The organism is Pseudomonas sp. FBCC-B545, from assembly GCF_059134095.1.
In genome coordinates this window covers 4,552,813-4,570,852 of sequence record NZ_CP101441.1, presented here as the reverse complement: position 1 = coordinate 4,570,852, position 18,040 = coordinate 4,552,813, and the positions used below count along the sequence as shown (strand labels likewise).

Here is an 18,040-nt window from a genome sequence, read left to right as displayed (position 1 = left end):
GATCCTCACAAGCCTGTACACTGTTGATCCGCCAAAGGAGCCTGCCATGCTGATTGTTGCCGACGAAAATATCCCGCTGCTCGATGCATTCTTCGAAGGGTTTGGCGAGATTCGCCGCGTGCCCGGCCGGTCCATCGACCGCGCCACCGTCGCGCAGGCCGACGTGCTGCTGGTGCGCTCGGTGACCAACGTCAACCGTGCCTTGCTCGAAGGCAGCAACGTACGCTTCGTCGGCACCTGCACCATCGGCACCGACCACCTGGACCTCGATTACTTCAAGCAGGCGAGTATCCAGTGGTCCAGCGCGCCGGGCTGCAATGCCCGTGGCGTCGTGGACTACGTGCTCGGCAGCTTGCAGACCCTGGCCGAAATCGAAGGGGTTGAGCTTGGCCAGCGCACCTATGGCGTGGTCGGGGCCGGTGAAGTCGGCGGGCGGCTGGTCAAGGTGCTCAAGGGCCTGGGCTGGAACGTGCTGGTCTGCGATCCTCCGCGACAGATCGCCGAAGACGGTGACTACGTCAGCCTGCAGCAGATCATCGAGCAGTGCGACGTGATCAGCTTGCACACACCGCTGACCAAATCGGGCAATGGCTCCACCTGGCACTTGTTGGATCGCCAGCGCCTGGAGCAGCTCAAGCCCGGTACCTGGCTGATCAATGCCAGCCGTGGTGCGGTGGTGGACAACGCCGCCCTGCGTGAGGTGCTGCTGGCCCGTGACGACCTGCAAGCCGTGTTGGACGTGTGGGAAGGTGAGCCCGAGGTGGATGTCGACCTGGCTGACCTGTGCGTGCTGGCTACGCCGCATATCGCCGGCTACAGCCTTGACGGCAAGCAGCGCGGCACGGCGCAGATCTACCAGGCGTTCTGCGCGCACCTGGGCCAGGAGCCGAGTGTTCAGCTGAGTGATTTGTTGCCGGCACCGTGGCTGGCCGAAGTGCACCTGAACGCTGCAACTGATCCTGCCTGGGCACTGGCGACCCTGTGCCGCAGTGTGTACGACCCGCGCCGTGACGATGCGGATTTCCGCCGCAGCCTGGTCGGCACGGTGGAGGAACAGCGCAAGGCATTCGACCTGCTGCGCAAGCACTATCCGCTACGGCGAGAGATTGACGGCTTGAAGGTGCGGATCAATGGTGAGTCGACGGCGTTGTCCGCTATCGTCTCGGCCTTGGGCGCCGAAGCCCTGTAGACCCCCATAAAAAACCCGGCCACCTGGGCCGGGTCTCAAAGAGCGCGGGCGTATCAGCCTTGCTGGGCAGGTTTGACCAGACGCTGTTCCAGCTCACTGCACGCTTGCTGGATCATCTCTTCGGTAATCTGCACTTCGCGGCCCTTGGCATCGATGTACGAGCATGGCAGTTGCTGCGGCTGGCGGATCACTTCAATCTTGGCGTTGCTGCTATCTTGCAAGGTCATGGCCTGTCTCCTCATCAGGTTGTATACCTACTTTAAATCCCCCGCGTGAACGCGCTGTTACAACTCCCTACGCGATCATCGGTTCGAACACCCAGTCCACCAGAAACCGGTACATATTTCCAGATGAGTCTTAGACCGATAGTCTCTATGGGCTTGCGTCGGCGGGCATAATTAACCTGACTCATTGTTATTCACGCAAGTTCCCCCAATGTTGAGGTACAGACTCCTCATTGGTGATGTCCCATGCTCTCGACCCGTCAACGCCGTGCGATCCGCCTGGCCAGCCGCTTTATTGCGCCCTACCGCTGGCAGGCGCTGGGCGCCCTGTTGGCGCTCATCGTCACTGCCGGTATCACCCTGTCCATGGGGCAGGGCATACGCCTGCTGGTGGACCAGGGTTTCATGACCCAGTCACCGCACTTGCTCAACCAGTCCATCGGCCTGTTCATGGTGCTGGTGCTGGGCCTGGCCGTGGGCACCTTCACGCGGTTTTATTTGGTGTCCTGGATTGGCGAGCGGGTGGTGGCGGACATTCGCCGGCAGGTATTCAATCACCTGATCTACCTGCACCCCGGCTTCTACGAGAACAACCGCAGCTCGGAAATCCAGTCGCGGCTGACCACCGACACCACTTTGTTGCAATCGGTGATTGGCTCATCGCTGTCGCTGTTTCTGCGCAATGCCTTGATGGTCATCGGTGGCATCGTGTTGCTGTTCATCACTAACCCCAAACTCACCAGTATCGTGGTGGTGGCACTGCCCCTGGTGCTGGCACCGATCCTGATTTTCGGTCGCCGCGTGCGCAGCCTGTCGCGTCAGAGCCAGGACCGAATCGCCGATGTCGGTAGCTACGTCTCTGAAACCCTTGGCCAGATCAAGACAGTGCAGGCCTACAACCATCAGGTGCAGGACGAACAGCGTTTCGCCGTCACCGTGGAAGAGGCCTTCACTACCGCTCGTAAACGCATCTTGCAGCGCTCCTGGCTGATTACCCTGGTGATCATGTTGGTGCTTGGCGCTGTGGGCGTGATGCTGTGGGTAGGCGGCATGGACGTGATCAGCGGGCGCATTTCCGGCGGTGAGCTGGCCGCGTTTGTGTTCTACAGCCTGATCGTCGGTAGCGCCGTCGGCACCCTGAGCGAAGTGCTCGGCGAGTTGCAGCGTGCCGCCGGCGCGGCCGAGCGCATTGGTGAACTGTTGCAGTCGAGCAACGATATCCAGGCGCCGGCCAATGGCAGCGTACGTTTGCCGGAGCGGGTCAGTGGCCGCATGGAGCTGCAAGATCTGCGCTTTTCCTACTCCTCACGGCCGGACAGCTACGCCATCGATGGCTTGAACCTGACCATCAATCCCGGTGAAACCCTGGCGCTGGTAGGTCCCTCCGGCGCGGGCAAGTCGACAATTTTCGACCTGCTGCTGCGCTTCTACGATCCCCAGCAAGGTCGCATTCTGCTCGAAGGCCGCCCGCTGACCGAGCTGGACCCTCTGGACCTGCGTCGCCATTTCGCCCTGGTGTCCCAGAGCCCGGCGCTGTTTTTCGGCAGCGTCGAGGAAAACATCCGCTACGGCAACCCGTCCGCCACCATGGCCCAGGTCGAAGCCGCTGCGCGTATCGCCCATGCCCACGACTTCATCCTGCAAATGCCCGATGGCTACCAGACCCATCTTGGCGATGGCGGCATGGGCCTCTCCGGCGGCCAGCGCCAACGCCTTGCCATCGCACGCGCCTTGCTGGTAGATGCGCCGATCCTGTTGCTGGACGAGGCCACCAGCGCTCTCGATGCCCAGAGTGAGCACCTGATCCAGCAAGCGCTGCCGCAACTGATGCAGGGACGAACCACTTTAGTGATCGCTCACCGCCTGGCGACCGTCAAGAATGCCGATCGAATAGCGGTGATGGATCAAGGCAAGCTTGTGGCGGTGGGTACGCATAGGCAATTGATTGCGAGCAATCCGCTGTATGCGCGGTTGGCGGCGTTGCAGTTCAGTGAAGGGGGGGAGACGGAATGAAGCTGCGATACCCCTGCTCAATGAGGCATCATGTGATCTTTCGTTATTGATCTGGATGAGGACATGAGCCGTTATCAACCTCCGTTGACGCTGACTCCAAAAATGCTGGCCCTTGTGGCAGATATCAGTGAGCAGATTGGTCAGCTTTCAGTCGGTGACGATGGCCGCCAGACGCCTCAGTTAAGGCGCGGCAATCGAATTCGCACCATTCAGGCTTCACTGGCGATCGAAAACAACACGCTCAGCGTCGAGCAGGTGACGGCTGTTCTGGAAGGTAAGCGGGTGCTGGGCTTGCCCCGGGAAATTCAGGAAGTGCGTAATGCATTTGCTGCTTACGAGGCCATGCCGCAGTGGAATCCAGGTGATCGTGTCGACCTGCTCAAGGCTCACGAACTGCTCATGTTTGGATTGATCGACGATGTCGGTCGGTTTCGACAGACAGGTGTCGGCATCTATCGCGGCGAGCAACTTGTCCATATGGCGCCGCCTGCGAGCCGTGTAACTCACTTGGTGAACGATTTGCTGCAATGGCTGGCGGTTTCCGACTGGCATCCGTTGATAGCCAGTTGCGTCTTCCATTATGAGTTCGAATTCATTCATCCATTTGCTGACGGTAATGGGCGGATGGGGCGGCTCTGGCAAACCTTGATACTCAGCCAGTGGCGCTCGGTGCTGGCATACCTGCCGGTGGAAGCGGTGATTCGAGAGCAGCAAGAGGCTTACTACGCCGCACTGTCCGCAGCAGACCAGCAAGCGCAGGCAACGCCCTTTGTAGAGTTCATGCTACAGGCGTTGAACTTGGCGCTGGCCGAAGCTGGGCAAAGTGGGCTTCCAGCAGCACCATAAAAAATGCCCGCATTTATCAATGCGGGCATTTTCTCACAGCTTCAAACTTATCGCTTGAAGCTGCTCTTATCACTGATCGTCAAAATACCGCTCATGCCAATCCACCAGCGGCTGCGGCGAATTGAGCTTCTGCCCGTAGATTACCGAATAAGACAGCACGTTCTGCACATACTGGCGGGTTTCGTCGAAGGGGATGCTTTCCACCCAGACATCGAAACTCAGGTGGTCTGCGCCGCGCAGCCACTGGCGCACGCGGCCGGGGCCGGCATTGTAGGCGGCGGAGGCGAGCACGCGGTTGCCATTGAACTGGCTGTGCACTTGGCTCAGGTACGCGGCGCCGAGCTGGATGTTTTTATCCGGGTCCAGCACCTGGGCCGGGGAGGCCAGGGGGATGCTGAACTTGCGCGCCGTTTCCTTGGCGGTGCCGGGCATCAGTTGCATTAGGCCGCTGGCGCCGACGCCGGAGCGGGCGTCATCCATAAAAGCACTTTCCTGGCGCGTTATAGCGAATACCCAGCTCGAATGCAGGCCTCGTACCTTGGCTTCGCGCACCAGGGTGTCGCGGTGGGCCATCGGGAAGCGGATATCCAGGTCGTCCCAGTACTGCGCCTGGCTGATGGTGCGGATCGCCGGGAAGTACCACTTCATGTCGTAGGCCAGCTTGGCCTGGGCAACCATCTCGTCGCGGTTGAAGTGGCGGCTGACGTGATACCACTCGCGGCGGCCGTCGACGATCTGGCCGCGGGCATAGAATTCCAGGGCACGGCGTACACCTGGGGTATTGCGGACCTTGTTGATCAGCGCCTGGCTCATCACCAGCGGTTTATTGTTCAACTGGTAGGGGGATTTGGAGCGATCAGCGGCGAGAAAGCCGTAGAAGTCCCGCTCCTTGGCCACGTTCCTGTAGAGCACCAGCGCCTGCGGGTTTTGCGGCTCGGCCAGCTCCAGGCTGCGCGCCTGCCAGTAGCGCCAGCGGTTGCTTGTGGCCAGGTCTTGTGGAAGCTTGCGGGTCAACTGGTAGGCATCTTCCCAACGTGCCAGGCGCAACAGCAGGCGCAGGCGCCATTCGGACACGGTGTTGTCGCGCAGTTCCGGGTCGTACTTGGTCATCACTTCCAGCGCACGCGGGTCGAAGCGCTTGGCCAGGGTCAGGCCAATCTCGCGGGCAATCGACACTTTTTCGTCACGGGAGAAGTGCATGCTGCTGGCGTAACCGTCGAGCAGGGCCATGGCCTTGTCCGGATCCTGGCGCGCAAGGCGACGCAGGCCCAGGCCCACGGCGTCCGACATCGCTTCGGTGGCCGGCAGGAAGCGTGACGGGTCACTGAGCATGTCGGGCTTCTGCGCCACATCCACCATCAGCCGGCCTTGGGCGCCGAGGGTTGGCAGGGTTTTCACCAGGCTGTTGGCCAGCGCGTAGTTACGGGCTTCGGCGGCGAGTTTGGCGCGGTCCCAGATCTTCTGTTCGGTCAACTGGCCGGCAGCGGCCCATTGGCCGAACGTAGCGTCACAAGCGGTCGGCTGGGTTTTGCCGGTCATCCACAGTTTTTCGGCGGTCTTGTAGCCTTCGGCTTTGAGATTGTGGCTGAGCTGGTACTGGCCGTGCAGGCAGTCGAGTTCGACGAAATTGAGCTTGGCGTCGTAGTACTTTTCAAAGGTCTGCCAATCGCCACGCTCGGCCAGCCAGCGCAGCCAACGCAGTTTCATCCAGTTGGCCTGGGGCAGGTCGCCGTGTTTGGCGAGGAACTGTTCGATTTCCTCGTTGCTCGCGGTTTTCAGGCGTGCGGTCAGCTCGTCATACGCCAGGTACGGCGTGAGCGGGTAGTCGGCCAGGGCCTGGCTGTATTGCATGTAGGGGCCGCTGTCACCCTTGGCCAGGGCGCGTTTGGCTTGATCGTAATACTGACGTTGGGTAGTGAGGTCCACCGCCTGGGCGGATTGAACGGCAGTGGCGGTAAGAAGCAGGCAAGATAAAAAGTTGAAAAGGCGACTGCGCATGAGACGTCCGTGCAGAGAAATCACGACTAGCACCGGCACTGCCGACACTGATTGCCCCTAGCTTAGCCTTTTGCCAGCGGCCCGCGAAAGCTTTGCCGGCCGGTTGGTTGAAGATCGCCAGAAATGTCCTACAGAACGTGTCGATAGAGAAAATCCCGACCGCATCCCACCCTCAAGTCAGGTAGAATGCGCGCCCAGTTTTTGGAGAAGCGTATGACCCTGCTCAAATTCAGCGATGTGTCCCTTGCTTTCGGCGCCATGCCGTTGTTGGACAAGGTGTCCTGGCAGATCGCCCGTGGTGAGCGGGTGTGCATCATCGGCCGCAACGGCACCGGCAAGTCCAGCATGATGAAGCTGGTAAAAGGCGACCAGAAGCCCGATGACGGCTCTGTGTGGCGTGCCCCGGGCCTCAAGATCGGCGAATTGCCGCAAGAATTGCCGGTTGCCGACGGACGGACAGTGTTCGACGTGGTTGCCGAAGGCCTGGACGGCGTCGGCGAGTTGCTTGCGCAATACCATCACCTGGCGCAGAACTGCGTCACCGAGGAAGACCTGGACAAGCTGATGCACGTCCAGCAAGACCTCGAAGCCCGTGACGGCTGGCGCTTGCAGCAACTGGTGGACAGCACCCTGAGCCGCCTGCAACTGCCGGCCGACAAGACCCTCGCCGAATTGTCCGGCGGCTGGCGTCGCCGTGTGCTGCTGGCCCAGGCGCTGGTGTCCGAGCCGGACCTGCTGCTGCTCGACGAACCGACCAACCACCTGGACATCGGCGCCATCGCCTGGCTTGAAGAAGCCATCAAGGACTTCCAGGGCGCCGTGCTGTTTATCACGCACGACCGTGCATTCCTGCAGAGCCTGGCTACGCGCATCCTCGAGCTGGACCGTGGCGGCCTGATCGACTGGAACGGCGATTACGCCAGCTTCCTGGTGCACAAGGAAGCCGCCCTGGCTGCCGAAGAAACTGCCAACGCGCTGTTTGACAAAAAGCTGGCTCAGGAAGAAGTCTGGATCCGCCAGGGCATCAAGGCCCGTCGCACCCGTAACGAAGGCCGCGTACGTGCCTTGAAAGCCTTGCGCGTCGAGCGTAGCGAACGCCGCGAGCGTACCGGCAAAGCCAATATCCAGCTGGATACCGCCGACAAGTCGGGCAAACAAGTCATGGTGCTGGAGAACGTCAGCTTCCATCACCCGGACGGGCCGTTCCTGATCAAGGACTTTTCCATGGTCCTGCAGCGCGGCGACCGTATTGGTCTGCTTGGCGCCAACGGCACCGGCAAGACCACCCTGCTGAAGCTGATGCTCAGCGGTCTGCAACCGACCAGCGGCAAGGTGGAAGAGGGCACGCGCATCGACGTGGCCTACTTTGACCAGTTGCGCCATCAGTTGGACCTGGAAAAGACCGTGATCGACAACGTCGCCGAAGGCCGCGACTTTATCGACATCGACGGCCAGAGCCGCCATGTGCTCAGCTACCTGGGCGACTTCCTGTTCAGCCCGCAACGTGCGCGTACGCCGGTCAAGGCTCTGTCCGGTGGTGAGCGTGCGCGTTTGCTGCTGGCCAAGCTGTTCAGCAAGCCGGCCAACCTGCTGGTGCTCGACGAACCGACCAACGACCTCGATGTGGAAACCCTCGAGTTGCTCGAAGAAGTGCTGTTGACGTTCAACGGCACTGTGCTGATGGTCAGCCACGACCGGGAATTCCTCGACAACGTGGTCACCAGCACCCTGGTCTTTGAAGGTGAAGGCAAGGTGCGCGAATACGTCGGTGGTTACCAGGACTGGCTGCGCCAGGGCGGCTCGCCGCGCCTGCTGGGGGTAACCGAGAGCAAGTCCGGCAAGGCCGACCTGACCTCGGCGGTGGTGACTCCTGTGCAAGAGGCTGCACCGGCCCAGGAAGCTGCACCCGCGGCCAAGAAGAAACTCAGCTACAAGCTGCAGCGTGAGCTGGAAGCCTTGCCGGGTGAGATCGACGCCAAGGAACAGCAGATTGCCGCGGTAGAAGCGCAAATGGCTGACGCCGGTTTCTACCTGCGCCCGGCGGCAGAAACCGCTGCGGTCATCGCTTCCCTGGAGACGTTGAACCAGGAGCTGGAAGCGCTGGTTGAGCGTTGGGCCGAACTGGATGCCTGAGTGATTGCACCGCGATAAAAAAGCCCGGCACTCTTCTATGAGCGCCGGGCTTTTTAATATGAAATGCGATTCAACTGTGGGAGCTGGCTTGCCTGCGATAGCGGTGTAACAGCCACCTGATGCATCAACTGACAGGCTGCTATCGCAGGCAAGCCAGCTCCCACATTAGACCTTCATCGGTCTTACGAACTCTTTGCCAGTTTGACGGCCAGTACATCGCAAGGCGCGCCGTGCAATACATCATTAGCGGTGGAGCCCAGCAACAGTGCCAGGCCATGACGGCCGTGGCTGCCGACCACGATCAGGTCACAGGCCTTTTCCTTGGCCAAGTGGTGGATTTCCTGCCGCGGTTGGCCGTATGTCAGGTGGCAGTCTTCCTTTTTCAGGTGCGGGTATTTGAGAATCAAACGGTCCAGGCGCTCCTTGGCCTGGTCAAATTGTTGTTGCTGCAACTGGGAAAGGTCCATCGGTACGTCACCGCCAAAGGCCATGGCCATGGGCTCGACGATATGCACCAGCGACAGGATGGCGCCATTGGCTAATGCAGATTCCTGCGCGCGCTTGATCACCGGATCGCACTCTTCGGTCAGATCGACAGCGACCAGAATATGTTTGTAGGGCATGAGGCGTTCCTCCAAGGGACTGCAATAAGTTCAGTATGGCTGCTTTCAAGCGGATGGGGTTGCGTCAGGTCAAATCCGCTCATCTAGAAATTCGGGAGTACACATATGACGGTGTGGATAGTGGTGTCAATCCTTGCGGTGGTTTTAAGCCCCCTGGCCTGGCTGCGCCCGTCGCGTGGGCAGAGTGGGCGCATGGCCCTGCGCATGGAGGCACGCCGCATCGGCCTGGCCATGCAGCTCGCGCCCCAGGAGTGGCCGCACTGGCTCAAGCAGGAGCCGCCGAGCCCCTGTGCGCAATACTGTCGGCCACGTCGCGGCAGCACCCCGGCCCTCTGGAGTTACTGGCAGCTGGAGCCGGGGGTGTGGGTCAATCAATGGCGTGAAGTGTGTGTGGATGAAAAGTTGTTGCCGCATTTTGCAACGCTGCCGGCGAACGTTTACAAGGTCGAAGCCGACAAGCAGATGATTGCTTTGTACTGGGGCGAGAAGGGCGAAACGAGTGTCTTGAAGGATATTGATGCGTTGCTCAAGGCTTTGGCCTGAGTCCCTACAGAAAATCCTGAATGTCAGGCAATAAAAAGCCCGACATCATCACCGGGCTGGAGGTGGCCAGGCAGGCCGGTAAATCTGCAAGTTGCCGCTAGCCTAGCCGTATATCCCTTTCTGTACAGCCGTTTCCCACATCTTTCCTATTATTGATCCTGTGAATATTTAAATATTGACGGGTTGCCCCCCCTTGGTCCGGGTTCTGAAATGACTGGAAAGTCGCGTTTTTCCTAGCCTTTGGAGCGATTGACAATTGCTCGGAATTGGATGAAGGTGGCGTACCCAAATCAAACGGGCGTATGAATTGAGCGTTTGCCTGTCAGACGACTCGTACAGAATCCCGACTATCGCACTGGCGGGTGTGCCTGGCTGATTGGCGTGAGCATTGATGCAACTGTCAATGTCAAACCAGAAACCAGCGTCCAGTGTGTACTGTTCAGCTTCCATATCGTGGAGATCAGTTGATGATTTACGAAGGTAAAGCCATCACGGTTAAGGCTCTTGAAAGTGGCATCGTCGAACTCAAATTCGACCTCAAGGGTGAGTCCGTCAACAAGTTCAACCGTCTAACCCTGAACGAACTGCGTCAGGCCGTAGACACCATCAAAGCAGATGCTTCGGTCAAGGGCGTGATCGTTTCCAGCGGCAAGGACGTGTTTATCGTCGGCGCTGACATCACCGAATTCGTCGACAACTTCAAGCTGCCCGATGCCGAGCTGGTGGCTGGCAACCTCGAAGCCAACAAGATCTTCAGCGATTTCGAAGACCTCAACGTGCCGACCGTTGCCGCGATCAATGGCATCGCGCTGGGCGGGGGCCTTGAAATGTGCCTGGCGGCGGATTTCCGCGTCATGTCCGCCACCGCCAAGATCGGCCTGCCGGAAGTCAAGCTGGGCATCTACCCAGGCTTTGGCGGTACCGTGCGCCTGCCGCGCCTGATCGGTGCCGACAATGCTATCGAGTGGATCGCAGCCGGTAAGGAAATCAAGGCCGAAGACGCACTGAAAGTCGGTGCTGTCGACGCTGTAGTTGCCCCGGACAAACTGGCCGAAGCTGCGCTGAACCTGATCAAGGGCGCTATCAGCGGCGAATTTGACTACAAGGCCAAGCGTCAGCCAAAGCTGGAAAAACTCAAGCTCAACGCCATCGAACAAATGATGTCGTTCGAAACCGCCAAGGGTTTCGTGGCTGGCCAGGCTGGCCCGAACTACCCGGCGCCGGTTGAAGCGATCAAGACCATCCAGAAGGCTGCGAACTTCGGTCGCGACAAGGCCCTGGAAGTGGAAGCGGCCGGCTTCGTCAAACTGGCGAAGACCTCGGCGGCCCAGAGCCTGATCGGCCTGTTCCTGAACGATCAGGAGCTGAAGAAAAAGGCCAAGGCCTACGACGAAATCGCCAAGGACGTGAAGCAGGCCGCCGTACTCGGTGCCGGTATCATGGGTGGCGGCATCGCCTATCAGTCGGCGTCCAAAGGCACGCCGATCCTGATGAAAGACATCAATGAGCACGGTATCGAGCAGGGCCTGGCCGAAGCCGCCAAGCTGCTGGTTGGCCGTGTTGATAAAGGTCGCATGACCGCGGCGAAGATGGCCGAGGTGCTTAACGGCATTCGTCCTACGTTGTCCTACGGCGATTTCGGCCACGTCGACCTGGTGGTCGAAGCGGTTGTCGAGAACCCGAAGGTCAAGCAAGCGGTCTTGGCTGAGGTTGAAGCCCAGGTCAAGGACGACACCATCCTGGCGTCCAACACCTCGACCATTTCCATCTCGCTGCTGGCCAAGGCCCTCAAGCGCCCGGAAAACTTCGTCGGCATGCACTTCTTCAACCCGGTGCACATGATGCCCCTGGTGGAAGTGATCCGTGGCGAGAAGTCCAGCGAGGAGGCAATTGCCACCACCGTTGCCTACGCCAAGAAAATGGGCAAGAACCCGATCGTGGTCAATGACTGCCCGGGCTTCCTGGTCAACCGCGTACTGTTCCCGTACTTCGGCGGTTTCGCCAAGCTGGTCAGCGCCGGTGTGGACTTCGTGCGCATCGACAAGGTCATGGAAAAATTCGGCTGGCCCATGGGCCCGGCGTACCTGATGGACGTGGTCGGCATCGATACCGGCCACCACGGTCGCGACGTGATGGCTGAAGGCTTCCCGGACCGCATGAAAGACGACCGTCGCTCGGCGATCGATGCGCTGTACGAGGCCAAGCGCCTGGGCCAGAAGAACGGCAAGGGTTTCTACGCTTACGAGGCCGACAAGAAGGGCAAGCAGAAGAAAGTGGCCGACCCGTCGGTGCATGAAGTGCTGGCGCCGGTCATCTACGAACAGCGTGAGGTGTCCGACGAGGACATCATCAACTGGATGATGATCGCCCTGTGCCTGGAAACCGTGCGTTGCCTGGAAGACGGCATTGTCGAGACCGCCGCCGAAGCCGATATGGGCCTGGTGTACGGTATCGGTTTCCCTCCATTCCGTGGTGGTGCGCTGCGTTACATCGATTCGATCGGTGTGGCTGAGTTCGTTGCCCTGGCTGACAAATACGCTGCTTTGGGCCCGCTGTACCACCCGACCGCGAAGCTGCGTGAAATGGCCAAGAACGGCCAGAGCTTCTTCGGTTAAGTGCCCAGACGACTAGAGCGAGAATATTTATGAGCTTGAATCCAAGAGACGTCGTGATTGTCGACTTCGGTCGTACTCCGATGGGCCGCTCCAAGGGCGGCATGCACCGCAACACCCGTGCCGAAGACATGTCGGCACACCTGATCAGCAAGCTGCTGGAACGCAACGTCAAGGTTGATCCCAACGAAGTCGAAGACGTGATCTGGGGCTGCGTCAACCAGACCCTGGAGCAGGGCTGGAACATCGCGCGCATGGCTTCCTTGATGACCCAGATCCCGCACACCGCAGCTGGCCAGACTGTCAGCCGCCTGTGTGGCTCATCGATGAGTGCACTGCACACCGCTGCCCAGGCGATCATGACCGGCAACGGCGATGTATTCGTGGTCGGTGGCGTGGAACACATGGGCCACGTCAGCATGATGCACGGTGTCGATCCTAACCCGCACATGTCGCTGTACGCGGCGAAAGCCTCGGGCATGATGGGCCTGACCGCAGAAATGCTCGGCAAGATGCACGGCATCACCCGTGAAGCCCAGGACGCGTTCGGCGTGCGCTCCCACCAGCTCGCCCACAAGGCGACCGTGGAAGGCAAGTTCAAGGATGAAATCATCCCGATGAACGGCTACGACGAGAACGGCTTCCTGAAACTGTTCGATTACGACGAAACCATTCGTCCGGACACCACCCTGGAAAGCCTGGCGGCCCTCAAGCCGGCTTTCAACCCAAAGGGCGGCACCGTGACCGCCGGTACGTCGTCGCAAATCACCGACGGTGCCTCGTGCATGATCGTGATGTCGGCGCAGCGTGCCCAGGACCTGGGCATCCAGCCGCTGGCCGTGATCCGTTCGATGGCAGTGGCGGGTGTGGACCCGGCAATCATGGGCTATGGTCCAGTACCGGCCACACAAAAAGCCTTGAAGCGCGCAGGCCTGACCATCAACGACATCGACTTCTTCGAGCTCAACGAAGCTTTCGCCGCACAGGCCCTGCCAGTGCTGAAAGATTTGAAAGTGCTCGACAAGATGAACGAGAAGGTTAACCTGCACGGCGGTGCGATTGCCCTGGGCCACCCATTCGGTTGCTCCGGTGCACGTATCTCCGGCACTTTGCTTAATGTGATGAAGCAAAATGGCGGCAACCTTGGGGTTGCAACCATGTGCATTGGTCTCGGCCAAGGCATTTCCACCGTCTTCGAACGCGTCTAAGCGTTTCGTTGACGGAAGCCGGGGCCCAGTGCCCCGGTTTTTGTTTTTTGAAACTTTTTAATATTTTTTTTCAACAAATTTTGTAAGGGGGCCAGAGCATGAAAGTCGAACCAGGGCTCTACCAACATTATAAGGGGCCGCAGTACCGCGTTTTCAGCGTGGCACGCCACTCCGAAACCGAAGAAGAAGTGGTGTTCTACCAAGCACTGTATGGCGAATACGGCTTTTGGGTACGCCCCTTGAGCATGTTCCTTCAGACCGTCGAAGTTGACGGCGAGCACGTCCCGCGCTTTGCTTTGGTCCAGGCCGAACCCAGTCTTTTTAAAGGGCAATAACGGCAGGTCGCGCAGAATGCTGCGCTTGACCTCACCTTGTTGCCACTATATATAGCGTTGCCGCGTCAGGCGCCAACTGCCTTTCACTTCTCGAATTCAGGAACTTTCCGATCCATGGGCAAATCGCTGGTCATTGTGGAATCCCCGGCTAAGGCCAAGACCATCAACAAGTACTTGGGCAACGAGTACGTGGTGAAGTCGAGTATCGGCCATATCCGAGACCTGCCCACCAGCGGTTCGGCTAGCGCCAGCAAGGAGCCTGCCGCCAAGCGCGGCAAGGCGGCTGCGGGCGCAGGTCCGGTGCTCAGCCCTAAAGAGAAAGCGCGCAAGCAGCTGGTCTCGCGCATGGGGGTGGACCCGGACCATGGCTGGAAGGCCAAGTACGAAATCCTTCCGGGCAAGGAAAAGGTCATCGAAGAGCTGCGCCGGCTCGCCAAGGATGCTGACACCATCTATCTCGCGACGGACTTGGACCGCGAAGGGGAAGCCATTGCCTGGCACCTGCGCGAAGCCATCGGCGGTGATGACAGCCGCTATAAGCGTGTGGTGTTCAACGAAATCACCAAAAAAGCCATCCAGGAAGCCTTCTCCAAGCCGGGGGAGCTGGATATTGATCGCGTCAACGCCCAGCAGGCCCGTCGTTTCCTCGATCGCGTGGTGGGCTATATGGTCTCGCCACTGCTATGGGCGAAGATCGCCCGTGGCCTGTCCGCCGGCCGTGTGCAATCGGTCGCGGTGAAGCTGGTGGTGGAGCGTGAGCGTGAGATCCGTGCGTTCAACCCCGAAGAATACTGGGAAGTCCACGCCGATCTCGGCACCGCCAAGGGCGCCAACGTGCGCTTCGAAGTGGCCCGTGAGAAAGGCGAGGCCTTCAAGCCGCTGAACGAAGCCCAGGCCATGGCCGCGCTGGAAAAGCTCAAGGCTTCCAGCTACAGCATCGTCAAGCGTGAAGACAAACCGACCAGCAGCAAGCCGTCGGCGCCGTTCATCACCTCCACCCTGCAACAGGCCGCGAGCAACCGCCTGGGTTTCGGGGTGAAGAAAACCATGATGATGGCCCAGCGTCTGTACGAAGCCGGCTACATCACTTATATGCGTACCGACTCCACCAACCTGTCGCAAGACGCGGTGGCGATGGCGCGGACCTATATTGAAAGCGAATTCGGCAAGAAGTACCTGCCGGAGAAGCCCAACGTCTACAGCAGCAAAGAGGGCGCCCAGGAGGCTCACGAAGCGATTCGTCCTTCCGATGCCAACACCGAGCCCTCCAAGCTGAGCGGCATGGAGCGCGACGCTGAGCGCCTCTACGAGCTGATTTGGCGCCAGTTCCTGGCCTGCCAGATGCTGCCGGCGCAATACCTGTCTACCACTGTCAGTGTGGGCGCTGGCGACTTCGAGCTGCGTGCCAAGGGCCGTATCCTCAAGTTCGACGGCTACACCCGCGTCATGCCGCAAATCGCCAAGCCAGGCGATGACGACGTGCTGCCGGACATGGCCCAGGGCGATACGTTGAAGCTGATCAAGCTCGACCCGTCCCAGCACTTCACCAAGCCGCCAGCGCGCTATTCGGAAGCCAGCCTGGTGAAGGAGATGGAAAAACGCGGTATCGGTCGCCCGTCGACCTATGCGGCAATCATCTCCACCATCCAGGATCGTGGCTACGTCGCGCTGCACAACCGTCGTTTCTATTCGGAAAAGATGGGCGACATCGTTACCGAGCGCCTGTCCGAGAGCTTCTCCAACCTGATGGACTACGGCTTCACCGCCGGTATGGAAGAGAATCTCGATGACGTAGCCCAGGGCGAGCGCGACTGGAAAAACGTGCTCGACGAGTTCTACGGCGACTTCAAGAAAAAACTTGAAGTGGCTGAAAGCCCTGAGAGCGGCATGCGTGCCAACCAGCCGGTGATGACCGACATCCCGTGCCTGACCTGTGGCCGTCCGATGCAGATTCGTACTGCGTCAACCGGCGTGTTCCTCGGTTGCTCGGGTTACAGCCTGCCGCCGAAAGAGCGCTGCAAGGCGACCGTCAACCTGGTTCCGGGTGATGAGATCGCGGCCGATGACGAGGGCGAATCCGAGTCGCTGGTATTGCGTGGCAAGCACCGCTGCCCGATCTGCAGCACGGCGATGGACGCCTACCTGCTGGACGAAAAGCACAAGCTGCACATCTGCGGTAACAACCCGGACTGCAATGGCTACGAGATTGAAGAGGGCACTTACCGCATCAAGGGCTACGAAGGACCGAGCCTGGAATGCGACAAATGCGGCAGCGAGATGCAGCTCAAGACCGGCCGTTTCGGCAAGTTCTTCGGCTGCACCAACCCCACGTGCAAAAACACCCGCAAACTGCTGAAAAGCGGTGACGCGGCACCGCCGAAGATGGACCCGGTGAAGATGCCCGAGCTCAAGTGCGAGAAGGTCAACGACACGTACATCCTGCGTGACGGTGCTTCGGGCCTGTTCCTGGCGGCCAGCCAGTTCCCGAAAAACCGCGAGACCCGTGCACCGCTGGTGATGGAAATCGTGCCGCACAAGGACGAGATTGATCCCAAGTACCACTTCCTGTGTGAAGCGCCGAAGAAGGACCCGGATGGTCGTCCAGCCGTGATCCGCTACAGCCGCAAGACCAAGGAGCAGTACGTGCAGACCGAAGTGGACGGCAAGCCTACCGGCTGGAAAGCGTTCTACGACGGCGGCAAGTGGAAGGTCGAGGACAAGCGCCAGGGCGCTTGATCCATCGCATGTGCTGAAGTTCCAAATGTGGGAGGGGGCTTGCCCCCGATGACAGTGTATGAGTCGCCATGTGTATGACTGATGCACCGCTATCGGGGGCAAGCCCCCTCCCACATTTGCACTTGCAGTACGCCCGGCCGTTCCGTGACACTGTTCAGCCAGCATCACGCCTATTCGTTGTGGAGATTGCCGTCATGGCCAACGAACTCTATACCCGTACCAATCAGAAAATTTACTTCGCGGGTTTGTCCCTGGAGGCCCTTGGTCGGGCCGAGGAAGGGAAGGAGATGAACGCCATCGCGCTGGTCCAGGCGGGGCGCGAGGCGGCCTTGTTCCATCTGTATGGCGCTTTGCTGGGTTTGTGTCATGAAATCGCCGGGTTCTACCGCTTGCCCCAGGCCGGCTCGCCCAGAGCGGAAATGATCGTGAATCGTGAAGTGCTGGATTCCATGGTCATCCCTGAGTTAGCCGAGTTGGTGGAAATGGCCCAGAGCCCTGACAGTTGGGTGGCGCGGTTGCTCAAGGCGCATGCAGATATGTTTCAGCCGCCGCGTATTCCTCATGTGCCCAAAGGCGATGTCACCCAGCCGCTGATCGTCGCCGTGGCGTTGGAACAGGATGAGCCCAAGCCCCTGAGCCGCGAAGAGTTGGAAAGCTGGCGCCAGGAGCTGAAAAAGATGGCGCTGCGGTTTCGTGAGGGTTTGAACGAGTGCTGAAAGTGGGCACTTGCCCGGCACCATTCATCACGCGGTAAAGAAACCTGCCCAGTTACCCTGCGAGGCTGGGTGGATGACTGATATAATCCCGGCCTTTCGTGGAGAACAGACTTTTATGCCAACGTCCTTTCTGGAAATTGTTGAACTGCCTGATGGCCGAATCGAACTGCGCCGAGCTGAGGACGAAGGTTCTCTAGTCATTCTGGATTTCTCCGAAGATGCCAAAGTGTTCCTGCAAGGTCAGCATGTGGAAGTGGCCAAGGCCATGTTGAGCGTGGGCGTGCAGATGGCAGGTCGCCTGGCGGAAGGCGAGCCTGAGAAAGACGATGGCCCGCGGGTTCTTCACTGAGCCCCGATAACAAGCTCGCTCGCCACCACAAGCCCCCTCTATCCCAAGCGAATATTCAAGCTCTGTGCATCACCCGTGCGTGCGGCACTGATCAGCTGTTGCTTGGTGCTGGCATTCAGCGGATTCAGCCAACTCACTACCGTATGACTACGACCCAGGCGCAAGGCTTCGCAGGTCAGCTGTTGGGGGCTCTGCGTTCCGCGTGGTTGCAGCAACAGGATGCGCTCGCGGTTGAGGCCGGCCTCCCGCAGCCAAGCCTGTGTCAGGCTGGCGGGCGGGGCGATCAGCGTCAGCCAGCGTGCGTCCTTGTCTTCGCTCAATTCGCGCAAGATGGGAGCCAGCAGGTTCAGGCAGCTCCCAGCCGCACCGCGCAACGACAATTCACTGAACGCCTCAGGTTCGCCGCCCCAGGGGGCCTCGACCGTTTCGTTGAGGATGGGCGCAAGGGGTTGGGCCATGAAGGCCTCGAAGAGCGACAGTTGGGTGTGTTGTGGGGTGTGCACGAGCTGCATGAT

The 18,040-nt window shown here is 59.8% G+C and carries 14 protein-coding genes and 1 pseudogene; 11 read left to right on the top strand and 4 right to left on the bottom strand.

What is annotated here, in order from left to right:
• The first annotated feature begins 46 nt into the window (after nucleotides 1–46).
• Entirely contained in the window at nucleotides 47–1,189 is a 1,143-nt protein-coding gene (gene pdxB, locus NMB39_RS21115; RefSeq protein ID WP_494340108.1) for a 4-phosphoerythronate dehydrogenase PdxB, read from the top strand.
• 53 nt (nucleotides 1,190–1,242) lie between these two features.
• Here the strand turns inward: pdxB and NMB39_RS21110 are convergent, their stop codons facing one another.
• Entirely contained in the window at nucleotides 1,243–1,416 is a 174-nt protein-coding gene (locus tag NMB39_RS21110; RefSeq protein WP_043047507.1) for a PA1571 family protein, read from the bottom strand.
• A 243-nt stretch (nucleotides 1,417–1,659) separates the two neighbouring features.
• Between NMB39_RS21110 and NMB39_RS21105 the strand changes: the two genes are divergently transcribed.
• Both NMB39_RS21105 and NMB39_RS21100 read left to right on the top strand, forming a co-directional pair.
• Nucleotides 1,660–3,426: an ABC transporter transmembrane domain-containing protein gene (locus NMB39_RS21105; protein ID WP_494340109.1), complete on the top strand. Its 1,767-nt coding sequence runs from the start codon at nucleotides 1,660–1,662 to the stop codon at nucleotides 3,424–3,426.
• A 63-nt stretch (nucleotides 3,427–3,489) separates the two neighbouring features.
• A pseudogene (locus NMB39_RS21100) lies at nucleotides 3,490–4,251 on the top strand (Fic family protein); the annotation flags it as partial.
• Between the two features lie 90 nt (nucleotides 4,252–4,341).
• Here NMB39_RS21100 and NMB39_RS21095 read toward each other — a convergent pair.
• Nucleotides 4,342–6,270, bottom strand: coding sequence for a transglycosylase SLT domain-containing protein (locus tag NMB39_RS21095; protein WP_494340110.1), 1,929 nt, complete (start codon nucleotides 6,268–6,270; stop codon nucleotides 4,342–4,344).
• A gap of 213 nt (nucleotides 6,271–6,483) precedes the next feature.
• On the opposite strand from NMB39_RS21095, the gene NMB39_RS21090 reads away from it, so the two are divergent.
• The gene (locus NMB39_RS21090; RefSeq protein ID WP_005786146.1) at nucleotides 6,484–8,403 is read left to right on the top strand and encodes an ATP-binding cassette domain-containing protein; all 1,920 of its coding nucleotides are present in this window, start codon (nucleotides 6,484–6,486) and stop codon (nucleotides 8,401–8,403) included.
• Between the two features lie 182 nt (nucleotides 8,404–8,585).
• Here the strand turns inward: NMB39_RS21090 and NMB39_RS21085 are convergent, their stop codons facing one another.
• Complete coding sequence (locus NMB39_RS21085; protein WP_005786147.1) at nucleotides 8,586–9,026, bottom strand: universal stress protein; 441 nt, start codon at nucleotides 9,024–9,026, stop codon at nucleotides 8,586–8,588.
• Nucleotides 9,027–9,131: 105 nt separating this feature from the next.
• Between NMB39_RS21085 and NMB39_RS21080 the strand changes: the two genes are divergently transcribed.
• From NMB39_RS21080 to NMB39_RS21050, 7 genes are all read left to right on the top strand, one after another.
• Nucleotides 9,132–9,569: a hypothetical protein gene (locus NMB39_RS21080; RefSeq protein ID WP_057022089.1), complete on the top strand. Its 438-nt coding sequence runs from the start codon at nucleotides 9,132–9,134 to the stop codon at nucleotides 9,567–9,569.
• 467 nt (nucleotides 9,570–10,036) lie between these two features.
• Nucleotides 10,037–12,184: a fatty acid oxidation complex subunit alpha FadB gene (gene fadB, locus NMB39_RS21075; RefSeq protein WP_494340111.1), complete on the top strand. Its 2,148-nt coding sequence runs from the start codon at nucleotides 10,037–10,039 to the stop codon at nucleotides 12,182–12,184.
• 29 nt (nucleotides 12,185–12,213) lie between these two features.
• A complete protein-coding gene (gene fadA / locus NMB39_RS21070) occupies nucleotides 12,214–13,389 on the top strand; it encodes an acetyl-CoA C-acyltransferase FadA (protein WP_043047500.1) in 1,176 nt (391 codons plus the stop codon).
• A 98-nt stretch (nucleotides 13,390–13,487) separates the two neighbouring features.
• Nucleotides 13,488–13,724 (top strand): DUF1653 domain-containing protein, encoded by a 237-nt coding sequence (locus NMB39_RS21065; protein WP_494340112.1) that lies wholly within the window; start codon nucleotides 13,488–13,490, stop codon nucleotides 13,722–13,724.
• A gap of 114 nt (nucleotides 13,725–13,838) precedes the next feature.
• Nucleotides 13,839–16,460: a type I DNA topoisomerase gene (gene topA, locus NMB39_RS21060; RefSeq protein WP_494340113.1), complete on the top strand. Its 2,622-nt coding sequence runs from the start codon at nucleotides 13,839–13,841 to the stop codon at nucleotides 16,458–16,460.
• Between the two features lie 194 nt (nucleotides 16,461–16,654).
• Nucleotides 16,655–17,176: a DUF6586 family protein gene (locus NMB39_RS21055; RefSeq protein WP_494340114.1), complete on the top strand. Its 522-nt coding sequence runs from the start codon at nucleotides 16,655–16,657 to the stop codon at nucleotides 17,174–17,176.
• A gap of 115 nt (nucleotides 17,177–17,291) precedes the next feature.
• A complete protein-coding gene (locus tag NMB39_RS21050; protein WP_005786160.1) occupies nucleotides 17,292–17,525 on the top strand; it encodes a hypothetical protein in 234 nt (77 codons plus the stop codon).
• Nucleotides 17,526–17,563: 38 nt separating this feature from the next.
• Here the strand turns inward: NMB39_RS21050 and sulA are convergent, their stop codons facing one another.
• On the bottom strand, nucleotides 17,564–18,037 hold the full coding sequence (gene sulA, locus NMB39_RS21045) for an SOS-induced cell division inhibitor SulA (protein ID WP_494340115.1): 474 nt from the start codon (nucleotides 18,035–18,037) through the stop codon (nucleotides 17,564–17,566).
• Nucleotides 18,038–18,040: the final 3 nt, after the last annotated feature.